The 21209-nt window shown below is 68.6% G+C and carries 23 protein-coding genes; 20 read left to right on the forward strand and 3 right to left on the reverse strand.

Annotated features, from left to right (window positions below):
* The 5 genes from rpmD (at position 1) to map (ending at position 3645) form a co-directional block, all read left to right on the forward strand.
* The gene (rpmD, locus tag ACU6XJ_RS13350; RefSeq protein ID WP_476310492.1) at positions 1-186 is read left to right on the forward strand and encodes a 50S ribosomal protein L30; all 186 of its coding nucleotides are present in this window, start codon (positions 1-3) and stop codon (positions 184-186) included.
* On the forward strand, positions 183-626 hold the full coding sequence (rplO, locus tag ACU6XJ_RS13355; protein ID WP_476310495.1) for a 50S ribosomal protein L15: 444 nt from the start codon (positions 183-185) through the stop codon (positions 624-626). The genes rpmD and rplO overlap by 4 nt, the downstream gene beginning before the upstream one ends.
* 319 nt (positions 627-945) lie before the next feature.
* On the forward strand, positions 946-2265 hold the full coding sequence (gene secY, locus ACU6XJ_RS13360) for a preprotein translocase subunit SecY (protein WP_476310497.1): 1320 nt from the start codon (positions 946-948) through the stop codon (positions 2263-2265).
* A complete protein-coding gene (locus ACU6XJ_RS13365; protein WP_476313995.1) occupies positions 2262-2816 on the forward strand; it encodes an adenylate kinase in 555 nt (184 codons plus the stop codon). The genes secY and ACU6XJ_RS13365 overlap by 4 nt, the downstream gene beginning before the upstream one ends.
* Before the next feature lie 58 nt (positions 2817-2874).
* The gene (gene map / locus ACU6XJ_RS13370) at positions 2875-3645 is read left to right on the forward strand and encodes a type I methionyl aminopeptidase (RefSeq protein ID WP_476313997.1); all 771 of its coding nucleotides are present in this window, start codon (positions 2875-2877) and stop codon (positions 3643-3645) included.
* A 4-nt stretch (positions 3646-3649) separates the two neighbouring features.
* On the opposite strand, the gene ACU6XJ_RS13375 is transcribed toward map, so the two are convergent.
* Positions 3650-4867 (reverse strand): exonuclease domain-containing protein, encoded by a 1218-nt coding sequence (locus ACU6XJ_RS13375; protein ID WP_476310500.1) that lies wholly within the window; start codon positions 4865-4867, stop codon positions 3650-3652.
* A 248-nt stretch (positions 4868-5115) separates the two neighbouring features.
* Here ACU6XJ_RS13375 and hrpA point away from each other — a divergent pair, with 248 nt between their 5' ends.
* From hrpA to truA, 12 genes are all read left to right on the forward strand, one after another.
* Positions 5116-8988 (forward strand): ATP-dependent RNA helicase HrpA, encoded by a 3873-nt coding sequence (gene hrpA / locus ACU6XJ_RS13380; RefSeq protein WP_476313998.1) that lies wholly within the window; start codon positions 5116-5118, stop codon positions 8986-8988.
* A 10-nt stretch (positions 8989-8998) separates the two neighbouring features.
* The gene (locus ACU6XJ_RS13385; RefSeq protein ID WP_476310503.1) at positions 8999-9874 is read left to right on the forward strand and encodes a class I SAM-dependent methyltransferase; all 876 of its coding nucleotides are present in this window, start codon (positions 8999-9001) and stop codon (positions 9872-9874) included.
* Positions 9875-9931: 57 nt separating this feature from the next.
* Entirely contained in the window at positions 9932-10369 is a 438-nt protein-coding gene (locus tag ACU6XJ_RS13390; RefSeq protein WP_476310506.1) for a DUF1707 SHOCT-like domain-containing protein, read from the forward strand.
* Between the two features lie 143 nt (positions 10370-10512).
* A complete protein-coding gene (locus ACU6XJ_RS13395) occupies positions 10513-10953 on the forward strand; it encodes a DUF1707 SHOCT-like domain-containing protein (protein WP_476310509.1) in 441 nt (146 codons plus the stop codon).
* Between the two features lie 205 nt (positions 10954-11158).
* Entirely contained in the window at positions 11159-11380 is a 222-nt protein-coding gene (infA, locus tag ACU6XJ_RS13400; protein WP_009948665.1) for a translation initiation factor IF-1, read from the forward strand.
* Positions 11381-11439: 59 nt separating this feature from the next.
* The gene (gene rpmJ, locus ACU6XJ_RS13405; protein ID WP_010148647.1) at positions 11440-11553 is read left to right on the forward strand and encodes a 50S ribosomal protein L36; all 114 of its coding nucleotides are present in this window, start codon (positions 11440-11442) and stop codon (positions 11551-11553) included.
* A 173-nt stretch (positions 11554-11726) separates the two neighbouring features.
* Entirely contained in the window at positions 11727-12107 is a 381-nt protein-coding gene (gene rpsM / locus ACU6XJ_RS13410) for a 30S ribosomal protein S13 (RefSeq protein ID WP_476310517.1), read from the forward strand.
* 36 nt (positions 12108-12143) lie between these two features.
* Positions 12144-12551 (forward strand): 30S ribosomal protein S11, encoded by a 408-nt coding sequence (rpsK, locus tag ACU6XJ_RS13415; protein WP_476310520.1) that lies wholly within the window; start codon positions 12144-12146, stop codon positions 12549-12551.
* Between the two features lie 23 nt (positions 12552-12574).
* Complete coding sequence (gene rpsD, locus ACU6XJ_RS13420) at positions 12575-13180, forward strand: 30S ribosomal protein S4 (protein WP_476310523.1); 606 nt, start codon at positions 12575-12577, stop codon at positions 13178-13180.
* A gap of 146 nt (positions 13181-13326) precedes the next feature.
* Positions 13327-14379, forward strand: a complete 1053-nt coding sequence (locus tag ACU6XJ_RS13425) for a DNA-directed RNA polymerase subunit alpha (RefSeq protein WP_476310526.1) — start codon at positions 13327-13329, stop codon at positions 14377-14379.
* A 35-nt stretch (positions 14380-14414) separates the two neighbouring features.
* A complete protein-coding gene (gene rplQ / locus ACU6XJ_RS13430) occupies positions 14415-15128 on the forward strand; it encodes a 50S ribosomal protein L17, sunset domain variant (RefSeq protein ID WP_476310528.1) in 714 nt (237 codons plus the stop codon).
* An 89-nt stretch (positions 15129-15217) separates the two neighbouring features.
* On the forward strand, positions 15218-16003 hold the full coding sequence (gene truA / locus ACU6XJ_RS13435) for a tRNA pseudouridine(38-40) synthase TruA (protein ID WP_476310531.1): 786 nt from the start codon (positions 15218-15220) through the stop codon (positions 16001-16003).
* Here truA and ACU6XJ_RS13440 read toward each other — a convergent pair.
* Together ACU6XJ_RS13440 and eccE are read right to left on the reverse strand one after the other, a co-directional pair.
* Positions 16000-16725, reverse strand: a complete 726-nt coding sequence (locus tag ACU6XJ_RS13440) for a hypothetical protein (protein WP_476310533.1) — start codon at positions 16723-16725, stop codon at positions 16000-16002. The genes truA and ACU6XJ_RS13440 overlap by 4 nt on opposite strands.
* A complete protein-coding gene (eccE, locus tag ACU6XJ_RS13445) occupies positions 16722-17960 on the reverse strand; it encodes a type VII secretion protein EccE (protein ID WP_476314000.1) in 1239 nt (412 codons plus the stop codon). The genes ACU6XJ_RS13440 and eccE overlap by 4 nt, the downstream gene beginning before the upstream one ends.
* Before the next feature lie 221 nt (positions 17961-18181).
* Here eccE and eccB point away from each other — a divergent pair, with 221 nt between their 5' ends.
* The 3 genes from eccB (at position 18182) to ACU6XJ_RS13460 (ending at position 21189) form a co-directional block, all read left to right on the forward strand.
* Positions 18182-19753: a type VII secretion protein EccB gene (eccB, locus tag ACU6XJ_RS13450; RefSeq protein ID WP_476310535.1), complete on the forward strand. Its 1572-nt coding sequence runs from the start codon at positions 18182-18184 to the stop codon at positions 19751-19753.
* A 72-nt stretch (positions 19754-19825) separates the two neighbouring features.
* Complete coding sequence (locus ACU6XJ_RS13455; RefSeq protein WP_476310537.1) at positions 19826-20143, forward strand: type VII secretion target; 318 nt, start codon at positions 19826-19828, stop codon at positions 20141-20143.
* Positions 20144-20154: 11 nt separating this feature from the next.
* Complete coding sequence (locus ACU6XJ_RS13460; RefSeq protein ID WP_476310539.1) at positions 20155-21189, forward strand: WXG100 family type VII secretion target; 1035 nt, start codon at positions 20155-20157, stop codon at positions 21187-21189.
* Positions 21190-21209: the final 20 nt, after the last annotated feature.

Genomic DNA, 21209 nt, shown 5'->3' on the forward strand with positions numbered 1-21209 from the left:
ATGGCCCAGCTCAAGGTCACCCAGCTGAAGAGCACGATCGGCGCCAAGCACGCCCAGCGTGAGTCGCTGCGGACCCTCGGACTGCGCAAGATCCGGCAGTCCGTTGTCCGGGACGACACCCCCGAGGTGCGCGGCCTGATCAACGCGGTCCGCCACATGGTGGCGGTCGAGGAGGTCACGTCATGACCATCAAGATCCACCACCTGCGGCCCGCCCCGGGCTCCAAGACCGAGAAGACCCGTGTGGGTCGCGGTGAGGGCTCCAAGGGCAAGACCGCGGGTAGGGGCACGAAGGGCACCAAGGCCCGCAAGAACGTGCCCGCGTCGTTCGAGGGTGGGCAGATGCCCATCCACATGCGGCTGCCCAAGCTGAAGGGCTTCAAGAACCCCTTCCGCAAGGAGTACCAGGTCGTCAACCTCGGCGACCTCGCCAAGCTGTTCCCTCAGGGCGGCACGGTGGGCGTCGACGAGCTGGTGGCGGCCGGTGCGGTCCGCAAGAACCAGCTGGTGAAGGTGCTCGGGGACGGAGACCTTGAGGGTCTCAAGTTCGAGCTCACCGCCAACGCCTTCTCGGCCAGCGCGCAGGAGAAGATCACCGCGGCCGGTGGCAGCGTCACCAAGCTGTAAGAACGTGACGGTCGAGCTGGAGCGGGAGGCGCGCGGCGCCTCCCGCTCCAGCCGCATCAGCACAGTCAAGGCGACGGCCTGGGGAGTCCGGTTAGTCCGATCGGCCGCAGGCCGCGGGGGCCGGTTCTCCACAGGTGAATAAGTGCCGGTGGGCGACGGTTCCGCACCGGCTGTCCCCTGTTAGAGTCGACAACACGCTTGCGGACCCTGCGCCGCGAAGCGTTCCTGGCTTGCCTGGCCAGGGGCCCATCTGCCGGTTACCCACCGGCCACAAGCCGACTGCCGGCCACCAGAGCCGGTCGCGCCGAGGAGGTTACGCGTGCTAGGCGCCTTCCGCTCGGCGTTCGCGACGCCGGACCTACGTAAGAAGATCCTGTTCACGCTCGGGATCGTCGTGGTGTACCGGATCGGCGCGACGCTGCCTTCACCGGGTGTGGACTATGCCAATATCCAGGAGTGCATCCGGCGGGTGGAGGGGACCGATCAGCAGGGCGTATACAACCTGCTGAACCTCTTCAGCGGTGGAGCGCTCCTCCAGCTCTCGGTCTTCGCGCTGGGCATCATGCCCTACATCACGGCGAGCATCATCATTCAGTTGCTCACCGTGGTCATCCCGCGCTTCGAGCAGCTGAAGAAGGAGGGGCAGTCGGGTCAGAACAAGATGACCCAGTACACCCGCTACCTGACGATCGCGCTCGCCATCCTTCAGTCCACCGGTATCGTCGCGCTCGCCGTCCGCGGGCAGCTGTTCCAGAACTGTCCTCCGGACCAGTTCCCGATCATCGCCGACACCGACATCTTCAGCATCAGCGTCATCGTGATCGTGATGACCGCGGGCACCGCGGTGATCATGTGGCTCGGCGAGCTCATCACCGAGCGCGGTATCGGCAACGGCATGTCGCTGCTGATCTTCCTGAACATCGCCGCCCGCATCCCGATCGAGGGCAAGGCGATCTGGGACCGCGGCGGGGTGACGTTCACCGTGGTCTGCGTGTTCGCGCTGGTCATCATCGCCAGCGTGGTGTTCGTGGAACAGGGTCAGCGCCGAATCCCGGTGCAGTACGCCAAGCGCATGATCGGCCGCCGGATGTACGGCGGCACCTCGACGTACCTGCCGCTGAAGGTCAACCAGGCGGGCGTCATCCCGGTCATCTTCGCGTCCTCGCTGCTGTACCTGCCGGACCTGATCTCCCGGCTGGCGGCGTCCACGAGCAACCAGTGGTGGCAGCGCTTCATCGCCGACCACCTGGTCCGCCAGGACAGCCCGGTGCACATCTCGCTGTACATCGCCCTGATCATCTTCTTCACCTACTTCTACGTCGCGATCACCTTCAACCCGGATGAGCGCGCCGACGAGATGAAGAAGTACGGCGGCTTCATCCCGGGCATCAGGCCGGGACGCCCCACGGCGGAGTACCTGCACCACGTGTTGTCCCGAATCACGTTGCCCGGCTCCATTTACTTGGGCATCGTCGCTGTACTGCCGAACTTCTTCCTCGGCATCACCCAACAGGGCCAGAACCAGAACTTCCCGTTCGGTGGTACCGCGGTACTGATCATGGTCGGCGTTGGCCTCGACACGATGAAGCAGATCGAGAGCCAGCTCATGCAGCGTAACTACGAAGGGTTCCTCCGATAGTGCGTCTCGTCCTCGTCGGCCCGCCTGGAGCGGGCAAGGGTACTCAGGCTGCTGTGCTCAGCGAGCAGCTCGGTATCCCGCACATCTCAACGGGCGATCTGTTCCGCGCCCACATCAGTCAGCAGACCGAGCTGGGCCAGCAGGTTCAGGAGTACCTCGACGCCGGTGAACTCGTACCGGACGAGCTGACCAACGAGATGGTGCGGGAGCGGCTGTCGCGGGACGACGTAGCGCCCGGGTGCCTGCTGGACGGGTTCCCGCGCAACGTCGCCCAGGCCATGGTGCTCGGCGAGGTCCTCGCCGAGCAGGGCCACTCGCTGGACGCGGTGCTGGAGTTCCGGATCGACGAGGACATCGTGGTCGAGCGCCTGCTCGCCAGGGGCCGGGCGGATGACAAGGAAGAGGTCATCCGCCACCGGCAGAAGCTCTACCGCGAGGAGACCGCGCCCATCCTCGACTACTACGGCGACCTGGTCATCACCATCGACGCGGTCGGCGAAGTCGAGGAGATCACCGACCGCGCACTGGCCGCCCTGCGGAGCAGGAAGTAACCCCGCGATGGGGCTGCTCGGTGCGCTCACCGCACCGTGGAAACGGATGCGTGGACGCATGATCGAACTGAAGACCCCCGGTGAGCTGGAGGCGATGCGGGAGGCAGGCCTGTTGGTCGCCCGCACCCTCCAGCTCGTCGCCAAGCACACCCGCCCTGGTGTGAGCACCGCCGAGCTGGACGAACTCGCCGAGCAGAACATCCGCGACGCGGGCGCCATCCCCTCGTTCAAGGGCTACCACGGCTTCCCCGCCTCGATCTGCGCCTCCGTCAACGAGCAGGTCGTGCACGGCATCCCCTCCCACGACCAGCTACTCGCCGACGGCGACCTGATCTCGGTGGACTGCGGCGCCATCCTGGACGGCTGGCACGGCGACTCGGCCGTCACCCTGGCCGTCGGCACCGCGTCCGAGGTCGACCTGGCCCTCTCCGAGGCCACCAGGAGCTCCCTCTACGCGGGCATCGAAGCCGCCAAACCCGGCAACCGCCTAGGCGACATCTCCCACGCCATCGAGACGGACATCCTCGCCTCGATCCAACGCGACGGCCGCGAGTACGGCATCGTCGCCGACTACGGCGGCCACGGCATCGGCACCCAGATGCACATGGACCCATTCCTCCCCAACCGCGGCGAACCCGGCAAGGGCATCCTGCTGCGCCCCGGAATGGCCATCGCCATCGAGCCCATGCTCACCCTCGGCACCGACCAAACCGAGGAACTGGACGACGAGTGGACCGTCATCACCACCGACGGCACCCGAGCCGCCCACTGGGAACACTCCGTCGCCATCACCGACAACGGCCCCTGGATCCTCACCGCGTTGGACTAGGGCACTAGCCCGGCAGCAGGTCGGCGAAGGTGTCCTCACCGACGATGGGGATGCCGTAGGTCCGAGCCTTGCGGGCCTTTCCGGAAAGCGAGTCGAGGTCGGCTGCTATGACCAGGCGGGTCTTCTTACTGACATTCGTCGGACGAACGGACAGTCCGGCCTCCACAGCCTGCCGTTCAAGGCCTTCCCTTGACTGTTCGCTCGCGCCGGTGAAGACGACGTGGTCGCCCGCCCTCAGCGAAAACCTCTCAAACCCTGCGGCCCGGCCAGCCCGCGTTCGCGCGGAAGCGATGGCATCGTCCACGGCCGACGTTGGCAGCCCGAGAAGCCGCGCGACCAGGGCGAGGTCGGCGTGCTCGGCAACCGTGATCACCCCGTCCGACAGCGCGATGGCGGACAGCGAAGCCAGGTAGTCGCGGTGCAGCAGCGCGACTGTCTGCCGGGACAGCTCGAGGCAACTCGCCAACTCGACGAGCTGGTCCTCTTCGGAGTCCGTCAGCACGCGGTCCACCAGAGCGGCATCCAGCAGAGCCAGGTAGGAATCGGCTTGCGGCGGGTTCGGAACCCGCGGCAGGCGATCGACAAGGCGCGAGAGGAAGTGCGCCGCCGAGGCGGCCTGTCCGGTGCCGCGGCGGACCGCGCGGGTCACCCCCGCCGGAATCGGTTGCCCACCGACTGCTGCCGCGGTGTGCACGAGCTGCTGCCAGGGCGCCGGGCAGCCCGCAGCCGCGAGGTAGTTCGTAAACAGGTCTGCCGTCGCACGGGCGTCGTCCAAGGCGGAGTGGGCGTTGTGCAGTGGAACTCCGGCGGCAGTGCAGCAGGCGGCCAAGGAGCGGCCGACCGGGCCCAGGAACTCGGACGCCAGCCGCATGGTGCAAAGCCCATGCTCGGGTTCCACCGGGAGTGGTTCTCCCGTCCGGCCGAACTCGACCGTGAGGAAGCCGCGGTCGAATGCCAGGTTGTGGGCGACAAGCACCCGTCCCGCGATACGGGCGCCGATCTCGGTGGACAGTTCGGCGAAAGACGGCGCCCTCCGGACATCCCGGGCCGTGATCCCGTGAATGGAGACCGGGCCGAGGTCGCGTCGGGGATTGACCAGCGAGCACCACTCGTCGACCACGTTGCCTGCTGCGTCCAGTCGGATCACCGCGATTTCCACTATTCGATCGGTCCGCCAGCGGAGACCTGTGGTTTCGGTGTCAATGACAGCGTATCCAGACAAGGGTCACTCCTCGTGAGTGGGCGATGACGTTCCGCCCGCCTTGTCCTAAGCGGACCTCGGTTCATTAGCTGGCTGACACGGATCGTGACGGAGCGGATGCGGAGTGGATACACCGGTGATCAGGGTTCGACCGTCTCCTGGAGAATTAATCCGCTGGCCGATCGGCGTCGGTTGCCTATGCTTGCCGGGGTTTGTCGGAAGGGCCGCTGGTGAGAGTTGCTGATCTGCAGGGACGCCTGCCGGATCTGATGTTGCGTGACCAACGCAGGTTGCGGCGCAGGATCGACGGCATTCGCAAGATGCGGGACGAGCAGGGGCGGCAGCGGGTCGCCGAGCAGATCCTGGGCGAGATCGAGAACGCCGAGCGGCGGGTCGAGCGGCGGCGGGCCGCGGTGCCGAAGATCTCATACCCCGCCGAGCTGCCGGTGAGTCAGTGCAAGGACGAGATCCTGGCGGCGATCCGGGACAACCAGGTCGTGATCGTGGCCGGTGAGACGGGGTCGGGCAAGACCACCCAGCTGCCCAAGATCTGCCTTGAGCTGGGACGGGGCGTGCAGGGGCTGATCGGGCACACCCAGCCGCGCAGGCTGGCCGCGCGGACCGTGGCCGATCGGATCGCCGAGGAGTTGGCGACGCCGTTGGGTGCCGCGGTGGGGTACAAGGTCCGGTTCACCGACAAGGCCAGTGAGAACACGCTGGTCAAGCTGATGACCGACGGCATCCTGCTGGCCGAGCTTGGGCAGGACCGGGCGCTGCACCAGTACGACACGCTCATCATCGACGAGGCGCACGAACGCAGCCTCAACATCGACTTCATCCTCGGCTACCTCAAGCAGCTGCTGCCGCGTCGGCCCGACCTGAAGGTGATCATCACCTCGGCGACGATCGACCCGGAGCGGTTCTCGCGGCATTTCGACGACGCGCCGATCGTGGAGGTGTCCGGGCGGACCTATCCGGTCGAGGTGCGGTACCGGCCGGTGGTGGACCCCGACGACCCGGCGGCCGATGAGGACCGCGACCAGGTCCAGGCGATCGCCGACGCGGTGGACGAGCTGGCCGCGCAGGGGCCGGGGGACGTGCTGGTGTTCCTCTCCGGGGAGCGGGAGATCCGGGACACCGCGGACGCGCTGGCCAAGCAGGAGCTGCGCAACACCGAGATCCTGCCGCTGTACGCGCGGCTGTCCACCGCGGAGCAGCACCGCGTGTTCCAGCCGCACGGTGGGCGGCGGGTGGTGCTCGCGACCAATGTGGCGGAGACCTCGCTGACCGTGCCGGGCATCAAGTACGTCATCGACCCCGGCACGGCGCGCATCTCGCGGTACAGCCACCGCACCAAGGTGCAGCGGCTGCCCATCGAACCGATCTCGCAGGCCTCTGCCAACCAGCGCAAGGGGCGCTGCGGGCGCACCTCGGACGGCATCTGCATCCGGCTCTACACCGATGACGACTTCGACGCGCGGCCCGAGTTCACCGACCCGGAGATCCTGCGCACCAACCTCGCCTCGGTGATCCTGCAGATGACCGCGCTGGGCCTCGGCGACATCGCGGCGTTTCCGTTCATCGACCCGCCGGACCAGCGCAACATCAACGCGGGCATCCAGCTGCTCGAAGAACTCGGCGCCCTCGATCCGACCGTGTCGGACCCGAACAAGCGGCTCACCCCCGTCGGGCGCAAGCTCGCCCAGCTGCCGGTGGACCCTCGGCTGGGTCGGATGGTGCTGGAGGCCGACCGGCTGGGCTGCCTGCGCGAGGTGATGATCATCGCGGCAGGGCTCACCATCAACGACCCCCGCGAGCGGCCCGCCGACGCGCAGCAGGCCGCGGACGCCAAACACGCCCGCTTCGCCGAGCCGGACTCCGACTTCCTCGCCTACCTCAACCTCTGGAACTTCCTGCAGGAGCAGCAGAAAGAGCTCTCCTCCAACCAGTTCCGCAGGCTGTGCCGGTCCGACTTCCTCAACTACCTGCGGGTCAGGGAGTGGCAGGACATCAACAGCCAGCTCAAACAGGTTGCCAAGGACCTGGGGCTGACCATGAACGACAACCCGGCCGAGCCGCAGCGCATCCACTTCGCCCTGCTGGCCGGGATGCTCTCCCACATCGGGCTGAAGGACGTGCCGACCAAGGGCACGCCCGCCAAAAGCGCCGCCAAGGCCGACTACCTCGGTGCGCGCGGCGCGCGGTTCGCGGTCTTTCCCGGTTCGGCGCTGTTCAAGAAGCAGCCGCGCTGGGTGATGGCCGCCGAACTGGTGGAGACCTCGCGGCTGTGGGGCCGGGTCTGCGCGCGCATCGACCCGGAGTGGATCGAGCCGCTGGCCGGGCACCTGATCAAACGCACCTACAGCGAACCGCACTGGGAACGCAAACAGGGCGCCGTGCTCGCCATGGAGAAGGTGACCCTCTACGGCGTGCCGATCGTGGTGGCCCGCAAGGTCAACTTCGGCCGGATCGACCCCGGGCTGTGCCGGAGCCTGTTCATCCGGCACGCGCTCGTCGAAGGCGACTGGGAGACCCGGCACCGGTTCTTCCACGACAACCGCAAGCTGCTGGCCGAGGTGGAGGAGCTGGAGAACCGGGCCCGGCGCCGCGACATCGTGGTGGACGAGCAGACCCTGTTCGAGTTCTACGACCGGCGCGTCGGCGACGAGGTCGTCTCCGCCCGGCATTTCGACACCTGGTGGCGCAAAGTGTCGCGAGAGCAGCCGAACCTGCTCGACTTCGACAAGACCATGCTGCTCAACGAGACCGCGGACGGCATCACCCCCGAGGACTACCCGGACAGCTGGTCCTCCGAGGGCCTGCGGGTGCCGCTGACCTACCGGTTCGAGCCCGGCAAAGTCACCGACGGCGTGACCGCGCATGTGCCGCTTCAGGTGCTCAACAAGGTCGGCGGCGACAACTTCGCCTGGCAGGTGCCCGGTCTGCGCGAGGAGCTCGTGGTCACGCTGCTCAAATCGCTGCCCAAGCAGCTTCGCCGTAGCTTCGTGCCCGTCACCGACTACGCCAAGGCGCTGGTGCCACACCTGAACCCCGGCGACGAACCGCTGCTCGACGTGCTGGAACGGGAGATCCGCAGGCACTCCGGGGTGGTCATCAACCGCGACGACTGGCAGCTTGACCGCGTCCCGGAGCACCTGCGGCTGACCTTCCGCGTGGTGGACGAGCAGAACCAGACGCTGGCCCAGGGCCAGGACCTCGGCGTGATCAAGGAGCAGCTCAAACCCGAGCTGCGCGCCACCCTCTCCGCCGCGGCGGAGGGCCTGGAACAACGCGGGCTCAAGGACTGGACCTTCGGCGAGCTGCCCCGCAAGGTCGAACGCGAACGGTCGGGCTTCCTCGTCACGGCCTACCCGGCGTTGATCGACGAAGGCGAGAGCGTCGCGATCAGGATGCTGGAGACGCCCGGCGAGCAGGCCGAGGCGATGTGGCGCGGCACCCGCAGGCTGGTCCTGCTTGGCCTGCCCGTGCCCAACAAGCAGCTGGTGAGGGGCCTGGACAACCAGGCGAAACTCACCCTCGGCCGCAATCCGCACGGCGGGGTGGCCGAACTGCTCGACGACTGCGTGAGCGCCGCCGCGGACGCGTTGATCGCGAAGGCGGGCGGCCCGGTGTGGACGCAGGAGGCCTTCAGCTCGCTCAAGGAGCGGGTGAAAGCAGGCCTGATCGGCACCGCCTTCGGGGTGTTGCAGCAGGTTCGCTCGGTGCTGACCGCCTGGCACACCGCCGAGGCCAGGCTCCAGTCGATGCCGGGCCACCAGAGCACCCGCGCCGCGTTGGAGGACGTCCGGGAACAGCTGGCCGGGCTGGTATACCCCGGTTTCGTCACCGCGACCGGGCTTGTCCAACTGGCCGAGCTACCGCGCTACCTCCAGGCCGTCGAGCGCAGGCTGGACAAGCTGCCCGAGAACCCCGCCCGCGACGCCGAGTCCATGGACCGGCTGCACGCGGTGCTCGAGGAGTACGCCGAGCTTCGCAAGGCCCTGCCGCCGAGCCCGGCGTTGGACCGCATCCGCTGGATGATCGAGGAGCTTCGGGTCAGCTACTTCGCGCAGACCCTGCGCACCGCGTACCCCGTCTCGGACAAGCGGATCTACCGCGCCATGGACGAGGTCGCCGGATAGGGTGATCACCGTGGGTTCCCACCATCACCATCATGAGATCGACTGGGCAGCGCGGCTGGTGCAGATGCGCCGCGCCGACGCCATCGAGGCCGACCACAACCGGCGGCTCGCGGCGCGGCTGATCGAGGACGGCACCAGGGCCGTCGTGGACATCGGCCCCGGTGCGGGCGGCATGAGCGCGGCGCTGGCCGCGGAACTGGCCGAGCGCGGCGGCGGCGAGTTGGTGCTGGTCGACCAGACCGAGTTCGTGCTGGAGACCGCGGCCGCAGCGGCCTCGGTGGCGGGCGGTGCGAGCGTCGAGGTCAGGACCGTCAACGCCGATGCCGCGGGCGAGCTGGAGCCGCTGCTGGGCCCGGTCGACCTGATCTGGGCCTCCCGCGTCGTGCACCATCTGCCGGACCAGCAGCAGGCCGTCACCAGGCTGGCCGGGCTGCTGCGACCGGGCGGCAGGCTGGCGCTGGCCGAGGGCGGTCTCGAGGCGAGGACGCTGCCCTATGAGCTGGGCATCGGCGAACCCGGCCTCGAACTGCGGCTGCTGGCCGCCCGCAACGCCTGGTTCGCCGAGATGCGCGCCGACATCCCCGGCGCGGTGCCGATGCCGTTCGGCTGGCCGGTCGCGCTGGCCGTCGCCGGGCTGACCGACGTCAGCGCGATCAGCTACCTCATCGACTTCCCGGCACCCGTCGAGGACGCCGTGCTGGAGACCATCCTCGACCGCGTCCGCTTCTTTCGGGAGGTCCTCGGGGACCGGCTCTCGACCGGCGATGTCGCCGCACTCGACGTGTTGCTCGACCCGGGGCACGCCGACTATCTGGGCTCCCGCCCCGACCTCTACCTGCTGGAAGCCCCCACCGTGCACCTCGGGCGCCGCACCGAGACCGAATAACGCCCTGTCCTACCCGCCGCCACTTCTGTAACGTTGTTATCGGAAGGGGTGGTGGACATGAGCGAGCCCGTGCGAAGAGATGGTCTGCGTGCCTCCGACGCCGACCGCCAAGCCGTCGTGGACCGGCTTACCCAGGCGCAGGCCGAGGGCAGGCTGGACCTGTACGAGTTCGACGACCGGGTGCGGCAGGCCTGGGCCGCCCGCACCTACGCGGACCTGGGCGCCCTCACGGCGGATCTGCCTGCCGCGCGACCGGTGACCGCGGCGGGCACGCGGCGCTCCTGCGCATCGAGGTCCCGCGACCCGCGGGCGATGTTCGTGCCGTGGCTGGTGGCTGGCGGGATCAACTTCGTGATCTGGCTGATCGTGTGGGTGGCCAGTGGCTTCGGCAATGTCCATCCTTGGTGGATCTGGGTGGTCGGACCCTGGGGTGTGGTGCTGGCCGTGAAGTGGCTCGGAAACAGGTACTCCACAGTTCCCAGAGTGGCCCGCTGAGGGCCGAACAGTGCGCGTTTCCTACAAAGCGTCCGCCGATACTTGCGCCTACCGGCAGGGTCTCGCACAGCGTCATTGAGCGATTTCCCTCGGCGTCGTTAGCGTGCCGAGACCACCAGTTTTCGGCACCTACAGGGGTTGCGATGGGCAGGCGAACGACCGGCCGTGATGTGCGGGCTTCGGATTCGGACCGGAAGGTCGTCGTCGACCAACTGCACCAGGCTCAGGCCGACGGCAGGCTGGACCTGTACGAGTTCGACGACCGGGTCCGGCAGGCCTGGGCGGCCACCACCTATCGCGAACTGCGCAGGGTGACCTCCGACCTGCCCGCCCAGTCCCGCAACGGCGGCGGCGCGGAGCCTGCGCCCCGTGGTGGGCGGCCCGGCTGGGCGCGGCTGACGCTGCGCATCATGGTCGCGGCTTGGGCGTTCGTGAGCGTGCTGAACGTGGTCATCTGGGCACTGACCCTGGCGGGCAGCGGCGGCAGGCTGAGCTACCCCTGGTGGATCTGGGTTGCGGGACCGTGGGGCCTGGTGATTCTGGGCTTCTGGTACTTCACCCGCCCGGGGCAGTGGCGCCGATAGCGCACTCGCGACCCGCAGGCAAGACCCCGGTTTGGTGGCATCACCGGCCGCGGCCTACACTAGGTATTCGGCGCATGTTCTCGTGCGGTTCCGTTGTGTCGTCACAAGCCTGTTTCGGCTGGAAACACTCATCGGGGCGGACCAGACGTGTGCCTGCTACATGCACTGAACCTGTTGATGAACACCGTCACGAAACGCGGAGGACATGGGCAAGAAAGACGGGGCCATCGAGGTCGAAGGCCGCGTGATCGAGCCGCTACCCAACGCGATGTTCCGCGTCGAGTTGGAAAACGGCCACAAGGTCTTGGCTCACATCAGCGGCAAGATGCGGCAGCACTACATCCGTATTCTGCCCGAGGATCGAGTTGTCGTGGAGCTTTCGCCCTACGACCTGTCTCGCGGCCGAATCGTCTACCGCTACAAGTGACGTGACGTGCGCGTCCGGGCGCCGCCCGGACGTACGGCCGAACCAGGAGAGCGACAGCTGTGAAGGTCCAGCCGAGCGTCAAGAAGATCTGCGACAAGTGCAAGGTGATCCGCCGTCACGGCCGGGTCATGGTGATCTGCGAGAACCTGCGTCACAAGCAGCGTCAGGGCTGATCAAGCGCCTGTTCGGAGAGACTTCCGGCGCTTAACCAAAGAAGAGCCTCCCCGCTCCTGCCAGACCACACGGGACTGGTACACCCCCGGACTCCAGGCCGGGGCCCTGATCTTTGAGTCGATCAGGGACGGAAGGGGAGCAGACCTGGAGCGAGAAGAGGAGACAACGCCGAATGGCACGACTCGCTGGCGTCGACCTCCCCCGCGAAAAGCGGATGGAGATCGCGCTGACCTACATCTACGGCATTGGCCGTACCCGCTCGAAGGAGCTGCTGGCCTCCACCGGCATCAGCGCCGACCTGCGCGTCAAGGACCTGTCCGACGACGACCTGGTCAAGCTCCGGGACTACATCGAGAACAACTTCAAGGTCGAGGGTGACCTCCGCCGCGAGGTTCAGGCCGACATTCGCCGCAAGATCGAGATCGGCTGCTACCAGGGGCTGCGGCACCGCCGTGGCCTGCCCGTGCGTGGTCAGCGGACCAAGACCAACGCCCGCTCGCGCAAGGGCCCGAAGAAGACCGTTGCTGGCAAGAAGAAGGCCGGAAAGAAGTAAGACTTCGCCTCGCTTTAGGTAGGAGACCACCCAAGAATGCCCCCCAAGACTCGCCAGGGCGCCGGAGTCAAGAAGGTCCGGCGCAAGGAAAAGAAGAACGTCGCGCACGGCCACGCGCACATCAAGAGCACGTTCAACAACACCATCGTGTCGATCACCGACCCGACCGGTGCTGTGATCGCGTGGGCCTCCGCCGGACACGTCGGCTTCAAGGGTTCGCGCAAGTCGACCCCGTTCGCCGCGCAGATGGCCGCCGAGAACGCTGCCCGCAAGGCCGCCGAGCACGGCATGCGCAAGGTGGACGTGTTCGTCAAGGGCCCCGGCTCCGGCCGGGAGACCGCGATCCGTTCGTTGCAGGCCGCAGGCCTCGAGGTCGGCACGATCCAGGACGTGACCCCGCAGCCGCACAACGGCTGCCGCCCGCCCAAGCGGCGTCGGGTCTGAGGGCCGGAAGGAGTAGATAAGAAATGGCTCGTTACACCGGTCCTTCTACGCGTATCTCCCGTCGTCTCAAGGTCGACCTTGTCGGCGGTAGCCAGGCCTTCGAGCGTCGCCCCTACCCGCCCGGCCAGCACGGCCGAGCGCGGACCAAGGAGAGCGAGTACCTGCTCCAGCTTCAGGAGAAGCAGAAGGCTCGCTACACCTACGGCATCCTGGAGCGCCAGTTCCGCAACTACTTCGAAGAGGCCCGCAAGGTCACCGGCAAGACCGGTGAGGCCCTGCTGCGCATCCTCGAGTCGCGACTGGACAACGTGGTGTACCGGGCGGGCATCGCCCGTACCCGCCGCCAGGCCCGTCAGCTCGTCAGCCACGGCCACTTCCTGGTCAACGGCCGCAAGGTCAACGTCCCCAGCTTCCGGGTGAGCAAGTTCGACATCATCGATGTCAAGCCCAAGTCGCTGAAGACGCTGCCCTTCGTGGCTGCCAAGGAGTCGGTCGGCGACCGCCCGATCCCGGCGTGGCTGCAGCTGGTCCCGTCCAACCTGCGGATCCTGGTCCACCAGCTTCCGGAGCGTGCGCAGATCGACGTTCCGGTTCAGGAACAGCTGATCGTCGAGCTCTACTCGAAGTGACGTGATCCTCCGGCTCCGGCTGGAGGGCACTCACGGGCGGCGGCGCGAAGGGTGTGCCGCCGCCTTGCCGGGTCTCCAGGGACCCGGTACGCCATCCCTATCGGCGTCATATGGCGGGCGTCGGTGTGGAAAGGAACCAGAACACCATGCTCATCTCTCAGCGACCCTCACTCGCCGAGGAGTCGATCAACGACACCCGGTCCCGGTTCGTCATCGAGCCGCTCGAGCCCGGCTTCGGCTACACGCTCGGCAACTCGCTGCGCCGGACCCTGCTGTCCTCGATCCCCGGTGCCGCGGTGACCAGCATCCGTATCGACGGTGTGCTGCACGAGTTCACCACGGTCCCCGGTGTCAAGGAGGACGTCACCGACATCATCCTCAACCTCAAGGAGCTGGTGGTCAGCTCCGAGGAGGACGAGCCGGTGACGATGTACCTGCGCAAGCAGGGCCCCGGTGAGGTCACCGCCGGTGACATCGTGCCGCCCGCCGGCGTCACGGTGCACAACCCGGACCTGCACATCGCCAGCCTGAACGCCAAGGGCAAGCTGGAGATCGAGCTCGTCGTCGAGCGCGGTCGCGGCTACGTCCCGGCGGTGCAGAACAAGCAGGCGGGCGCCGAGATCGGCCGCATCCCGGTCGACTCGATCTACTCGCCCGTGCTGAAGGTGACCTACAAGGTTGAGGCCACCCGTGTCGAGCAGCGGACCGACTTCGACAAGCTGATCCTGGACGTCGAGACCAAGCCGTCGATCACGCCGCGGGACGCGGTCGCGTCGGCCGGTAAGACGCTGGTGGAGCTGTTCGGTCTGGCCCGCGAGCTCAACATCGACGCGGAGGGCATCGAGATCGGCCCGTCGCCCGCGGAGGCGGACACCATCGCCGCGTTCGCGATGCCGATCGAGGACCTCGACCTGACGGTGCGTTCGTACAACTGCCTCAAGCGCGAGGGCATCCACACGGTGGGTGAGCTGGTCAGCCGCAGTGAGGCGGACCTGCTGGATATAAGGAATTTCGGGGCCAAGTCCATCGACGAGGTCAAGATGAAGCTGGCCGGCCTGAGCCTGGCGCTCAAGGACTCGCCTCCCGGCTTCGACCCCGGCCTGGCCGCCGCGGAGTACCCGGAGACCAGCTGGACCGCCGCCGTGGACCACAACCACCACGACGACGGCCACGACTACGCCGAGACTGAGCAGCTGTAGCGGCTCGACCGCCAGCCTTTGACTAGGAGCGAGAAATGCCCACCCCAACCAAGGGTGCCCGACTCGGTGGGTCGCCTGCGCACCAGCGGCTGATGCTGGCCAACCTGGCCACGTCGCTGTTCGAGCACGGCAAGATCAAGACCACCGAGGCCAAGGCACGTCGGCTGCGTCCGTTCGCGGAGAAGCTGATCAGCAAGGCCAAGCGCGGCGACCTGCACAACCGCCGCGAGGTCCTGAAGGTCATCCGCGACAAGGACGTGCTGCACAAGCTGTTCGCCGAGATCGGCCCGCAGTTCGCCGAGCGCAACGGTGGCTACACCCGGATCACCAAGACGATGCCGCGCAAGGGCGACAACGCGCCCATGGCGGTCATCGAGCTGGTGGCCGAGCAGACCGTCACCGCCGAGGCGGAGGCCGCTCGCAAGACCAAGTTCGCCAAGGACGCCAAGAAGAGCGCGTCCGCGGCGGAGGGCCCCTACGGTGCGGGCAGTGTCGCCGCACCGGAGGACGGCTCGCAGCCCGAGGGCTTCCCGGTGAAGGGCAACGAGGACTCGAAGCTGTACCACGTGCCCGGCAGCGCCTTCTACGACCGGACCGTCGCCGAGGTGTGGTTCGCCACCCCCGAGGACGCCGAGAAGGCGGGCTTCGCCCTGCCGCCGTCGCAGCAGGACGACCAGGATGCCGACGCGCCCGAGTCGGCCACCAAGGACGCCACGGAGGAGCCCGCCGAGGGCGCCGACAAGTCCTGACGCTTATCCCGACGAGCCCGCCGCCTCTTTCCGGACGCGGCGGGCTCGTCCTTTTGTTGACCTCGCCAGGCCTCCCTAGGGTGTGTTCGATGCGCATTCGGCTCGACCTCGGCTACGACGGCACCGACTTCTCCGGCTGGGCCCGCCAGCCGGGGCAGCGGACCGTGCAGGCCGTCCTCGAAGAGGCGCTCAGCCTGGTGCTGCGCACCGACATCGCGCTGACCGTCGCGGGCCGCACCGACGCGGGCGTGCACGCCACCGGCCAGGTCGCCCACTTCGACGCCGAGCCGTTCGACGCGGATCTGGTCCACCGGCTGGCCAGGATGCTGCCACCCGATGTGCGGGTCTTCACCGCCCGCGAGGTGCCAGCGGCGTTCGACGCCCGCTTCGGCGCCCTGCGCCGCCACTACGAATACCGCGTCAGCACGGCCCCCTACGGCGCGATGCCATTGCGCGCCAGGGACACCCTCGCCTGGAGCCGCCCCCTCGACCTGGCCGCGATGAACGCGGCGAGCGCGCTGCTGCTGGGCGAGCACGACTTCTGCGCCTTCTGCAAACGCCGCGAGGGCGCGACCACCGTCCGCGAACTCCAGCGCTTCGAGTGGATCACCGCACCCGACGGCGTGCACACCGCCCACGTCTCCGCGGACGCCTTCTGCCACTCCATGGTCCGCAGCCTCGTCGGCGCCCTGCTGGCCGTCGGCGAGGGCCGCAAGGAGATCACCTGGCCGGCGACCCTCCTGCACGCCACGGAGCGTTCCAGCGCCGTCTCGGTGGCCCCGGCGCACGGCCTCGCCCTCGTCGGCGTCGACTACCCGCCGGACGAGGACCTGGCCGCACGCGCCGACCTCACCCGCAACGTCCGCGTGCGTTAGTCGCCGCGGCGGACGGGGCCCAGGATCTGGGTTTCCTTCTGGTTGGACACCAGCGTGACCGGGGCCCACAGCATGTTGCCCAGGGCGATGATCTGGTTGTCTTTCAGCGTGGTGAGCTGCTGGACCATCTGCGGGCTCAGGTTCCACATGCGCTGAGCGACCTGGCCCTGCTGGGCGGGCAGGCGCTGAAGCAGCACCAGGTCCGCGGAGTTCGCGGTCTGCCCGGACTGGGGATGCAGGTAGGGCAGCACGTAGAGGGTGGTCTGCCACGGGGACCGAGGTGGGAACAGCTCCTGCGGGACCGCGCCGCCGTCGTGGATCACCAGCAGCGGGCCGTCCTCGGAGGCGCGGGGCAGTTCGACAGGGGACAGCCTGCGGATGTGCACCAGCGGCGACGGCTTGCCGTCCGGGCCCTGGCCCGCGGCTTGGGTGAGAACCTGCCAGGCGGCCGGCCGGCCGGTGGCGATGACCACCCAGGCGCCGGTGGCCATGGCGCGCAACGCGACCTGGCGGGCCAGGTACAGCCCGCCGATCAGGGCGATGCGGGTGGGGGCGGGCCGCAGCAGGGACATGGTGAGCGGTTCCTGCTTGGGGCCCATGCCGATGACCATGCCGCCACGGTCCCCGGAGGGGCTCACCACGTCCAGCATCTCGGCGGGCACCACGAACTTGGGCGCGACCTCCGAGCTGGTCATCGCGGCATCGTGCAGCCTCGTGCTCATGCGGCACCTCCCAGCGGCAGCGTGGCGGAGTACCCGGCCAGCTGCATGCCCCGCAACGGGGTCAGCGTTGTTCCCAGTCGTTCCGACAGTGCGCGCAGGCGCTGGTCCGCCGTGGACAGCTCGGCGGAGTTGCGGGCGCTGACCCTGACCAGACCCCGCAGCCCGATCTGGCCCTCGTCACCGCTTGGCGAGATGGACAGCGCGACCGTGCTGGACAGCGCGCGGACCCCCGTGAAGACGTTGAGGTTGCCGATGTTCTTCGGCCAGCCGGTGATCGCGTAGCTTGCGTGGCCGACGCCGCCCGCGGTGACGCCGGTCCAGCGCTCCCGCAGGCTCACCGACGCGTCGTTGCCCGCCACCGAGGTGAGCTCGGCGGCGGAGATGCCCGCCTTCATGAGCTCGTCGGCGTCCAGCGGTCGGGTCGGGATGCCGCGTGCCTCCAAGGCGTTGCGGACCCGGTTCAACGCGCCGATCAACGCGCGGTGCGCGCCCTCCACGCCGCCGCCGCGTTCCTGGATGGCCTTGGGGCAGCGGCGCGGGTCCAGCCGCACCGCCAGCCAGGTGGTCCGCCGCGCCACCGCGGGCAGCGGGCCGAGAACGTCCAGGTAGGAGGCCATGGCGGGCGCGCTCGGCGACAGCGCGGTGCTGCCGGGGTAGCAGTGCCAGATGGCCTGGATGCTGTCCAGCACGACGCCGCGGTCCTCAAGGCAGGGCGCGAGCGCGCCCAGCGGCAGGCTGGGGCTCTCGCCGAGCGGGGTGACCAGCCGCGGCGAGGGGTCGACCAGCAGGACCGCGGTCCAGGTGCCCTCGTGCCAGGCGAAGCCGACGTGCCTGCGGTCGTGGTCCATGCCGTGTGCCACCACGAGATCGGGCACCACCAGCCGCAGCAGCGCGACTCTGCGGTCCTCAGGGCCGAACAGGCCGTCCTCGTCCTCCTCGGCGGGACGGTCGACGGCGGCGAGGTGCTCGCGGGTCACCGAGCGGGTGTGCCCGGCGAACATGTACCGCATCGTCAGCGGCCACCACTGCGTGAACCAGCGCCCGCGCCACCGCAGCAGCGCGAGGATGAGCGCGAGGCCCGCGACGCCCGCGGCGACGGGAAGCAACGAGGTGTTGACCGCCAGCAGGATCAGCCCGATGGCCAGACCCACCTCGATCAATACGACATTGGCCACCGGCAGCGAGCCGAAGGCCGCTCCAATGGTGTGACGGCGAGCGCGAAATGCCCTGCGCATCGCTCCCGCCGCCGTCGCTGCCTGCGTGGCAGCGGGCGCGGCCGGTTGTGGTGTCGTCACGGACAGTCTCCCCCTGAGCTAGTGCGCACCGGCGGTCGTGAGTGGCGGCCCCTGGAAAGTCAACCGCTACCGGACGCATCTTTGCGGATCCGGCCTCGGCGTGACTCCAATGGGGCTATCCTGCCGAACCGTACCGCGAAGGGGAGAGGCGTAGGACGCGAATGCCATCAACACCTACCACCAAATCTCAGGTTCAGGCGTATCGCTTCGTACTGCGGCGGATGGAATCGGCGCTGGTACGCAAGGACGCCGTGATGCTGCACGATCCGATGAGCACCCACCAGCGGGCATTGACCGTGGGTGCGGTGCTGGCGGTGGTGGGGCTTCTCGGCTTCCTGATCGTCGGCGTGCTGAACCCCAAGGGCTCCATACCCGACGACGGCATTGTGATCAGCAAGGATTCGGGCAGCGTCTACGTGGTCGGCAAAAACCCGACCCGGCTGATCCCGATGCTGAACCTGGCCTCGGCGAAACTGTTGCTCATGTCACAGGGCGGCGGCGCCAACGGTGATCCGAACAAGGTCACCGCGGTGGCCGACTCGCGGTTGGTGGACGCGCCGCGTGACCGCCTGACCGGCATCCCCGGTGCCCCGGACTGGCTGCCCAACGCCGACCAGCGCACCGCCGCGGACTGGGTCGTCTGCGATACCACGGAGCTGAACAGCGACCAGGTCGGCGCCGAGGACAGGGCCAAGCCCAAGACCACGGTCATCGTGGACCCCGGGGTGAAGCGGGCGCCGATGCCCAAGGAGAAGGCCCTGCTGGTGCGCACCGCCACCCAGGAGCACTTCCTGGTCTACGCGGTCGATGGCGACGGCGTGCCCAACAGCGCCAAGACGGTGCGAGCCAAGATCGACATGGGGGACGCCAAGGTACTCACCGCGATGGGTATGAGCGGCGCCAAGCCGAGGGCCATCTCCACCGGCCTGCTCAACGCCATCCCCGCGGTCAACGAGCTCAAGGCGCCGCAGATCGAGCAGGACGGCACCACCCCGAGCTACTCGGCGGACGGCCACAACGTCGGTGACCTGCTGAGCCTGGACGGCACCTCCGGCAAAGAGTTCTACGTGCTGCTGCAGGACGGCAAGCAGAGCATCTCCGAGGGTGTGGCCAACCTGCTTCGCTTCGGCGGAACCGGTGCCACCAAGCGCATCTCCGAGTTCAACGGCAACATCGTCAGCATCCCGGAGAGCAAGAACCCGCTGCCCGTCAAGGACTTCCCCGCCAAGCAGCCCGAGATCGAGGAGCTGGACGGGGGCACCGCGAACGCGGTCTGCCTGAACTGGAGCCGCAACGGCAACGACGAGAACACTTTTGTCTCCGTCTCCGATCAGCTTCCGCTGCCCGCGCCCAAGAACAAGGTGGACATGACGCCGGTGACGCTGGCGCAGGCCGACGGCGACAGCGGGGACCGGCTGGACGCGTTCTTCATGCCGCCGGGCAAGGGCGCCGTCGTGCAGGCCGTCAACTCCAAGGCAGGCTTCGACAGCGGGGAGCTGTTCCTCGTCAACGACCGCGGCATCCGCTTCGGCATCCCCAACGCGGACACCGCGGAGAAGCTCGGCCTCGGGAAGCCGTTCACCTCGGCGCCGTCGTTCATCCTGGCCCTGCTGCCCGAAGGCCCGCGGATGGAGCCCGACGCGGCCCGGCGCACCTTCGACACGGTGCCGCTGGACAACGACGGCCCGGTGGTCCGGCAGCCGATACCCAACCAGCAGGCGGGCGGCCAGTAGCCGCACACGAGGCAAGGATTCAACGGAACCTGGGACGCGGTCGTCGCGTCCCAGGTTCTGTTCGTTTCGGGCGTGGGGAAGGGCGATATGGACAAGGTGCGGGTCGAGCCCGACCGGTTGCGGGACTACGCCGCCCGGTTGGCCGAGGCCGCCGCGGAGGTCGAGCGGCTGCGGGCACCGCTGACCGGTGAGCTGGACCTCGGCGAGGTCGGCGCGGCCGCCCGGCTGAGCCAGTCCTACGCCTCGGCGGCGGAGCACCTGCGCGGGCAGCTTCGGCGGGCCGAAGAGGTGCTGACCGCGGCCGCGGACGGACTGCACAAGGTGGCCGAGCACTACACCGGTCACGACGAGGACAGCGCGGACGCCCTGCGCCGCAGTGACCAGCGGTGAGGAGTCAGCCGATGCACGCCGACCCGGTCCGCGGCCGCGAGCCGCACCTGACCTACCTGTCCGACCTCAGCAAGCAGGTCGGCACCCCGGACCTCGTCGCGCAATACGCCCAGCCGCTCCTGGGCAGCTGGGATCGGCTTGCCGAGCAGGCCGAAGCGTGGCGGAGCGCCGCGGCGGGGCTGGAGGAGATCGCCACCGCGGTGACCAATCCCCTCGGCGACCTGGACTCGGTGTGGGACGGCGCCGACTCTGGGGCGTTCATCGAGCACATGCGCCAGGTGGGGCTGGCCGCGACCAGTGCGGTGGATGCCATGACGGCGATGGCGGAGGCCTGCCAGTCCACCGGCGACGCGGTGCATGACCTGACCACCGAGATGGTCGATGTGCTGACCGACAGCGCGGAGTCGCTGTCGGAGGCCCTCGTGATGCCCGACCAGGGCGAGGACCGGGTGCGGGCGCGGCTGGTCGAACTGGAGGGCCCGGTGCGGGCGATCTTCGCCTCCGCGGGCGAGGCCGTCGCGGCCTTCACGGCGATGTGCGAGCGGTTCGGCGGGGGCGAGGACTTCGACCGGATTCGCATGGCGCACACCTTCCCCGCGCAGAACTTCTCCTTCGCCGACGTGGCGCCGCAGTCGGCACCCGAGCCGGTCAAGGCAAGCCAGGCCGAGACGAAGGAACCGGCTGCGGAGGCAGCAGGCGGTGGCGCGGGCAGCGGTGGCGGCGCCGGGGCGGCCGTCGGCGGCATCGGCGGTGCAGGCGCCCAGCCACCTCCACCTAGCAGCGCGGTGGCCGGTCCGCCGCCCGCCGCGCCCGGTGCGGTGGCTCCCGCGGTGGTGGCGGGTACAGCCGCGGCGGGTGGCGCCGCCGCGGGCGCGGGCATGGGGATGATGCCGATGGGCATGATGGGCGCCATGGGGCCGGGGCAAGGCGGCGACGAGCCGCGCCGCAACAAGTCCCGACTGATCTCCAGCTCCGAGCAGATCTTCGGCGAACCAGAGAAGACCGCCCCGCCGGTCATCGGCGACGAGGAAGACGACAAGCGCTGACGGGACAAGCTGTTCGTCGC

The organism is Actinorectispora metalli (assembly GCF_056323685.1).

Coding starts and splice junctions, on each gene's coding strand:
- rplO (WP_476310495.1), top strand. CDS start 183: ATGACCATCAAGATCCACCACCTGCGGCCCGCCCCGGGCTCCAAGACC.
- map (WP_476313997.1), top strand. CDS start 2,875: ATGATCGAACTGAAGACCCCCGGTGAGCTGGAGGCGATGCGGGAGGCA.
- ACU6XJ_RS13390 (WP_476310506.1), top strand. CDS start 9,932: ATGAGCGAGCCCGTGCGAAGAGATGGTCTGCGTGCCTCCGACGCCGAC.
- rpsM (WP_476310517.1), top strand. CDS start 11,727: ATGGCACGACTCGCTGGCGTCGACCTCCCCCGCGAAAAGCGGATGGAG.
- rpsK (WP_476310520.1), top strand. CDS start 12,144: ATGCCCCCCAAGACTCGCCAGGGCGCCGGAGTCAAGAAGGTCCGGCGC.
- rplQ (WP_476310528.1), top strand. CDS start 14,415: ATGCCCACCCCAACCAAGGGTGCCCGACTCGGTGGGTCGCCTGCGCAC.
- ACU6XJ_RS13460 (WP_476310539.1), top strand. CDS start 20,155: ATGCACGCCGACCCGGTCCGCGGCCGCGAGCCGCACCTGACCTACCTG.
- infA (WP_009948665.1), top strand. CDS start 11,159: ATGGGCAAGAAAGACGGGGCCATCGAGGTCGAAGGCCGCGTGATCGAG.
- truA (WP_476310531.1), top strand. CDS start 15,218: ATGCGCATTCGGCTCGACCTCGGCTACGACGGCACCGACTTCTCCGGC.
- rpsD (WP_476310523.1), top strand. CDS start 12,575: ATGGCTCGTTACACCGGTCCTTCTACGCGTATCTCCCGTCGTCTCAAG.
- ACU6XJ_RS13395 (WP_476310509.1), top strand. CDS start 10,513: ATGGGCAGGCGAACGACCGGCCGTGATGTGCGGGCTTCGGATTCGGAC.
- ACU6XJ_RS13440 (WP_476310533.1), bottom strand. CDS start 16,725: ATGAGCACGAGGCTGCACGATGCCGCGATGACCAGCTCGGAGGTCGCG.
- rpmD (WP_476310492.1), top strand. CDS start 1: ATGGCCCAGCTCAAGGTCACCCAGCTGAAGAGCACGATCGGCGCCAAG.
- ACU6XJ_RS13425 (WP_476310526.1), top strand. CDS start 13,327: ATGCTCATCTCTCAGCGACCCTCACTCGCCGAGGAGTCGATCAACGAC.
- eccB (WP_476310535.1), top strand. CDS start 18,182: ATGCCATCAACACCTACCACCAAATCTCAGGTTCAGGCGTATCGCTTC.
- eccE (WP_476314000.1), bottom strand. CDS start 17,960: ATGCGCAGGGCATTTCGCGCTCGCCGTCACACCATTGGAGCGGCCTTC.
- hrpA (WP_476313998.1), top strand. CDS start 5,116: ATGTTGCGTGACCAACGCAGGTTGCGGCGCAGGATCGACGGCATTCGC.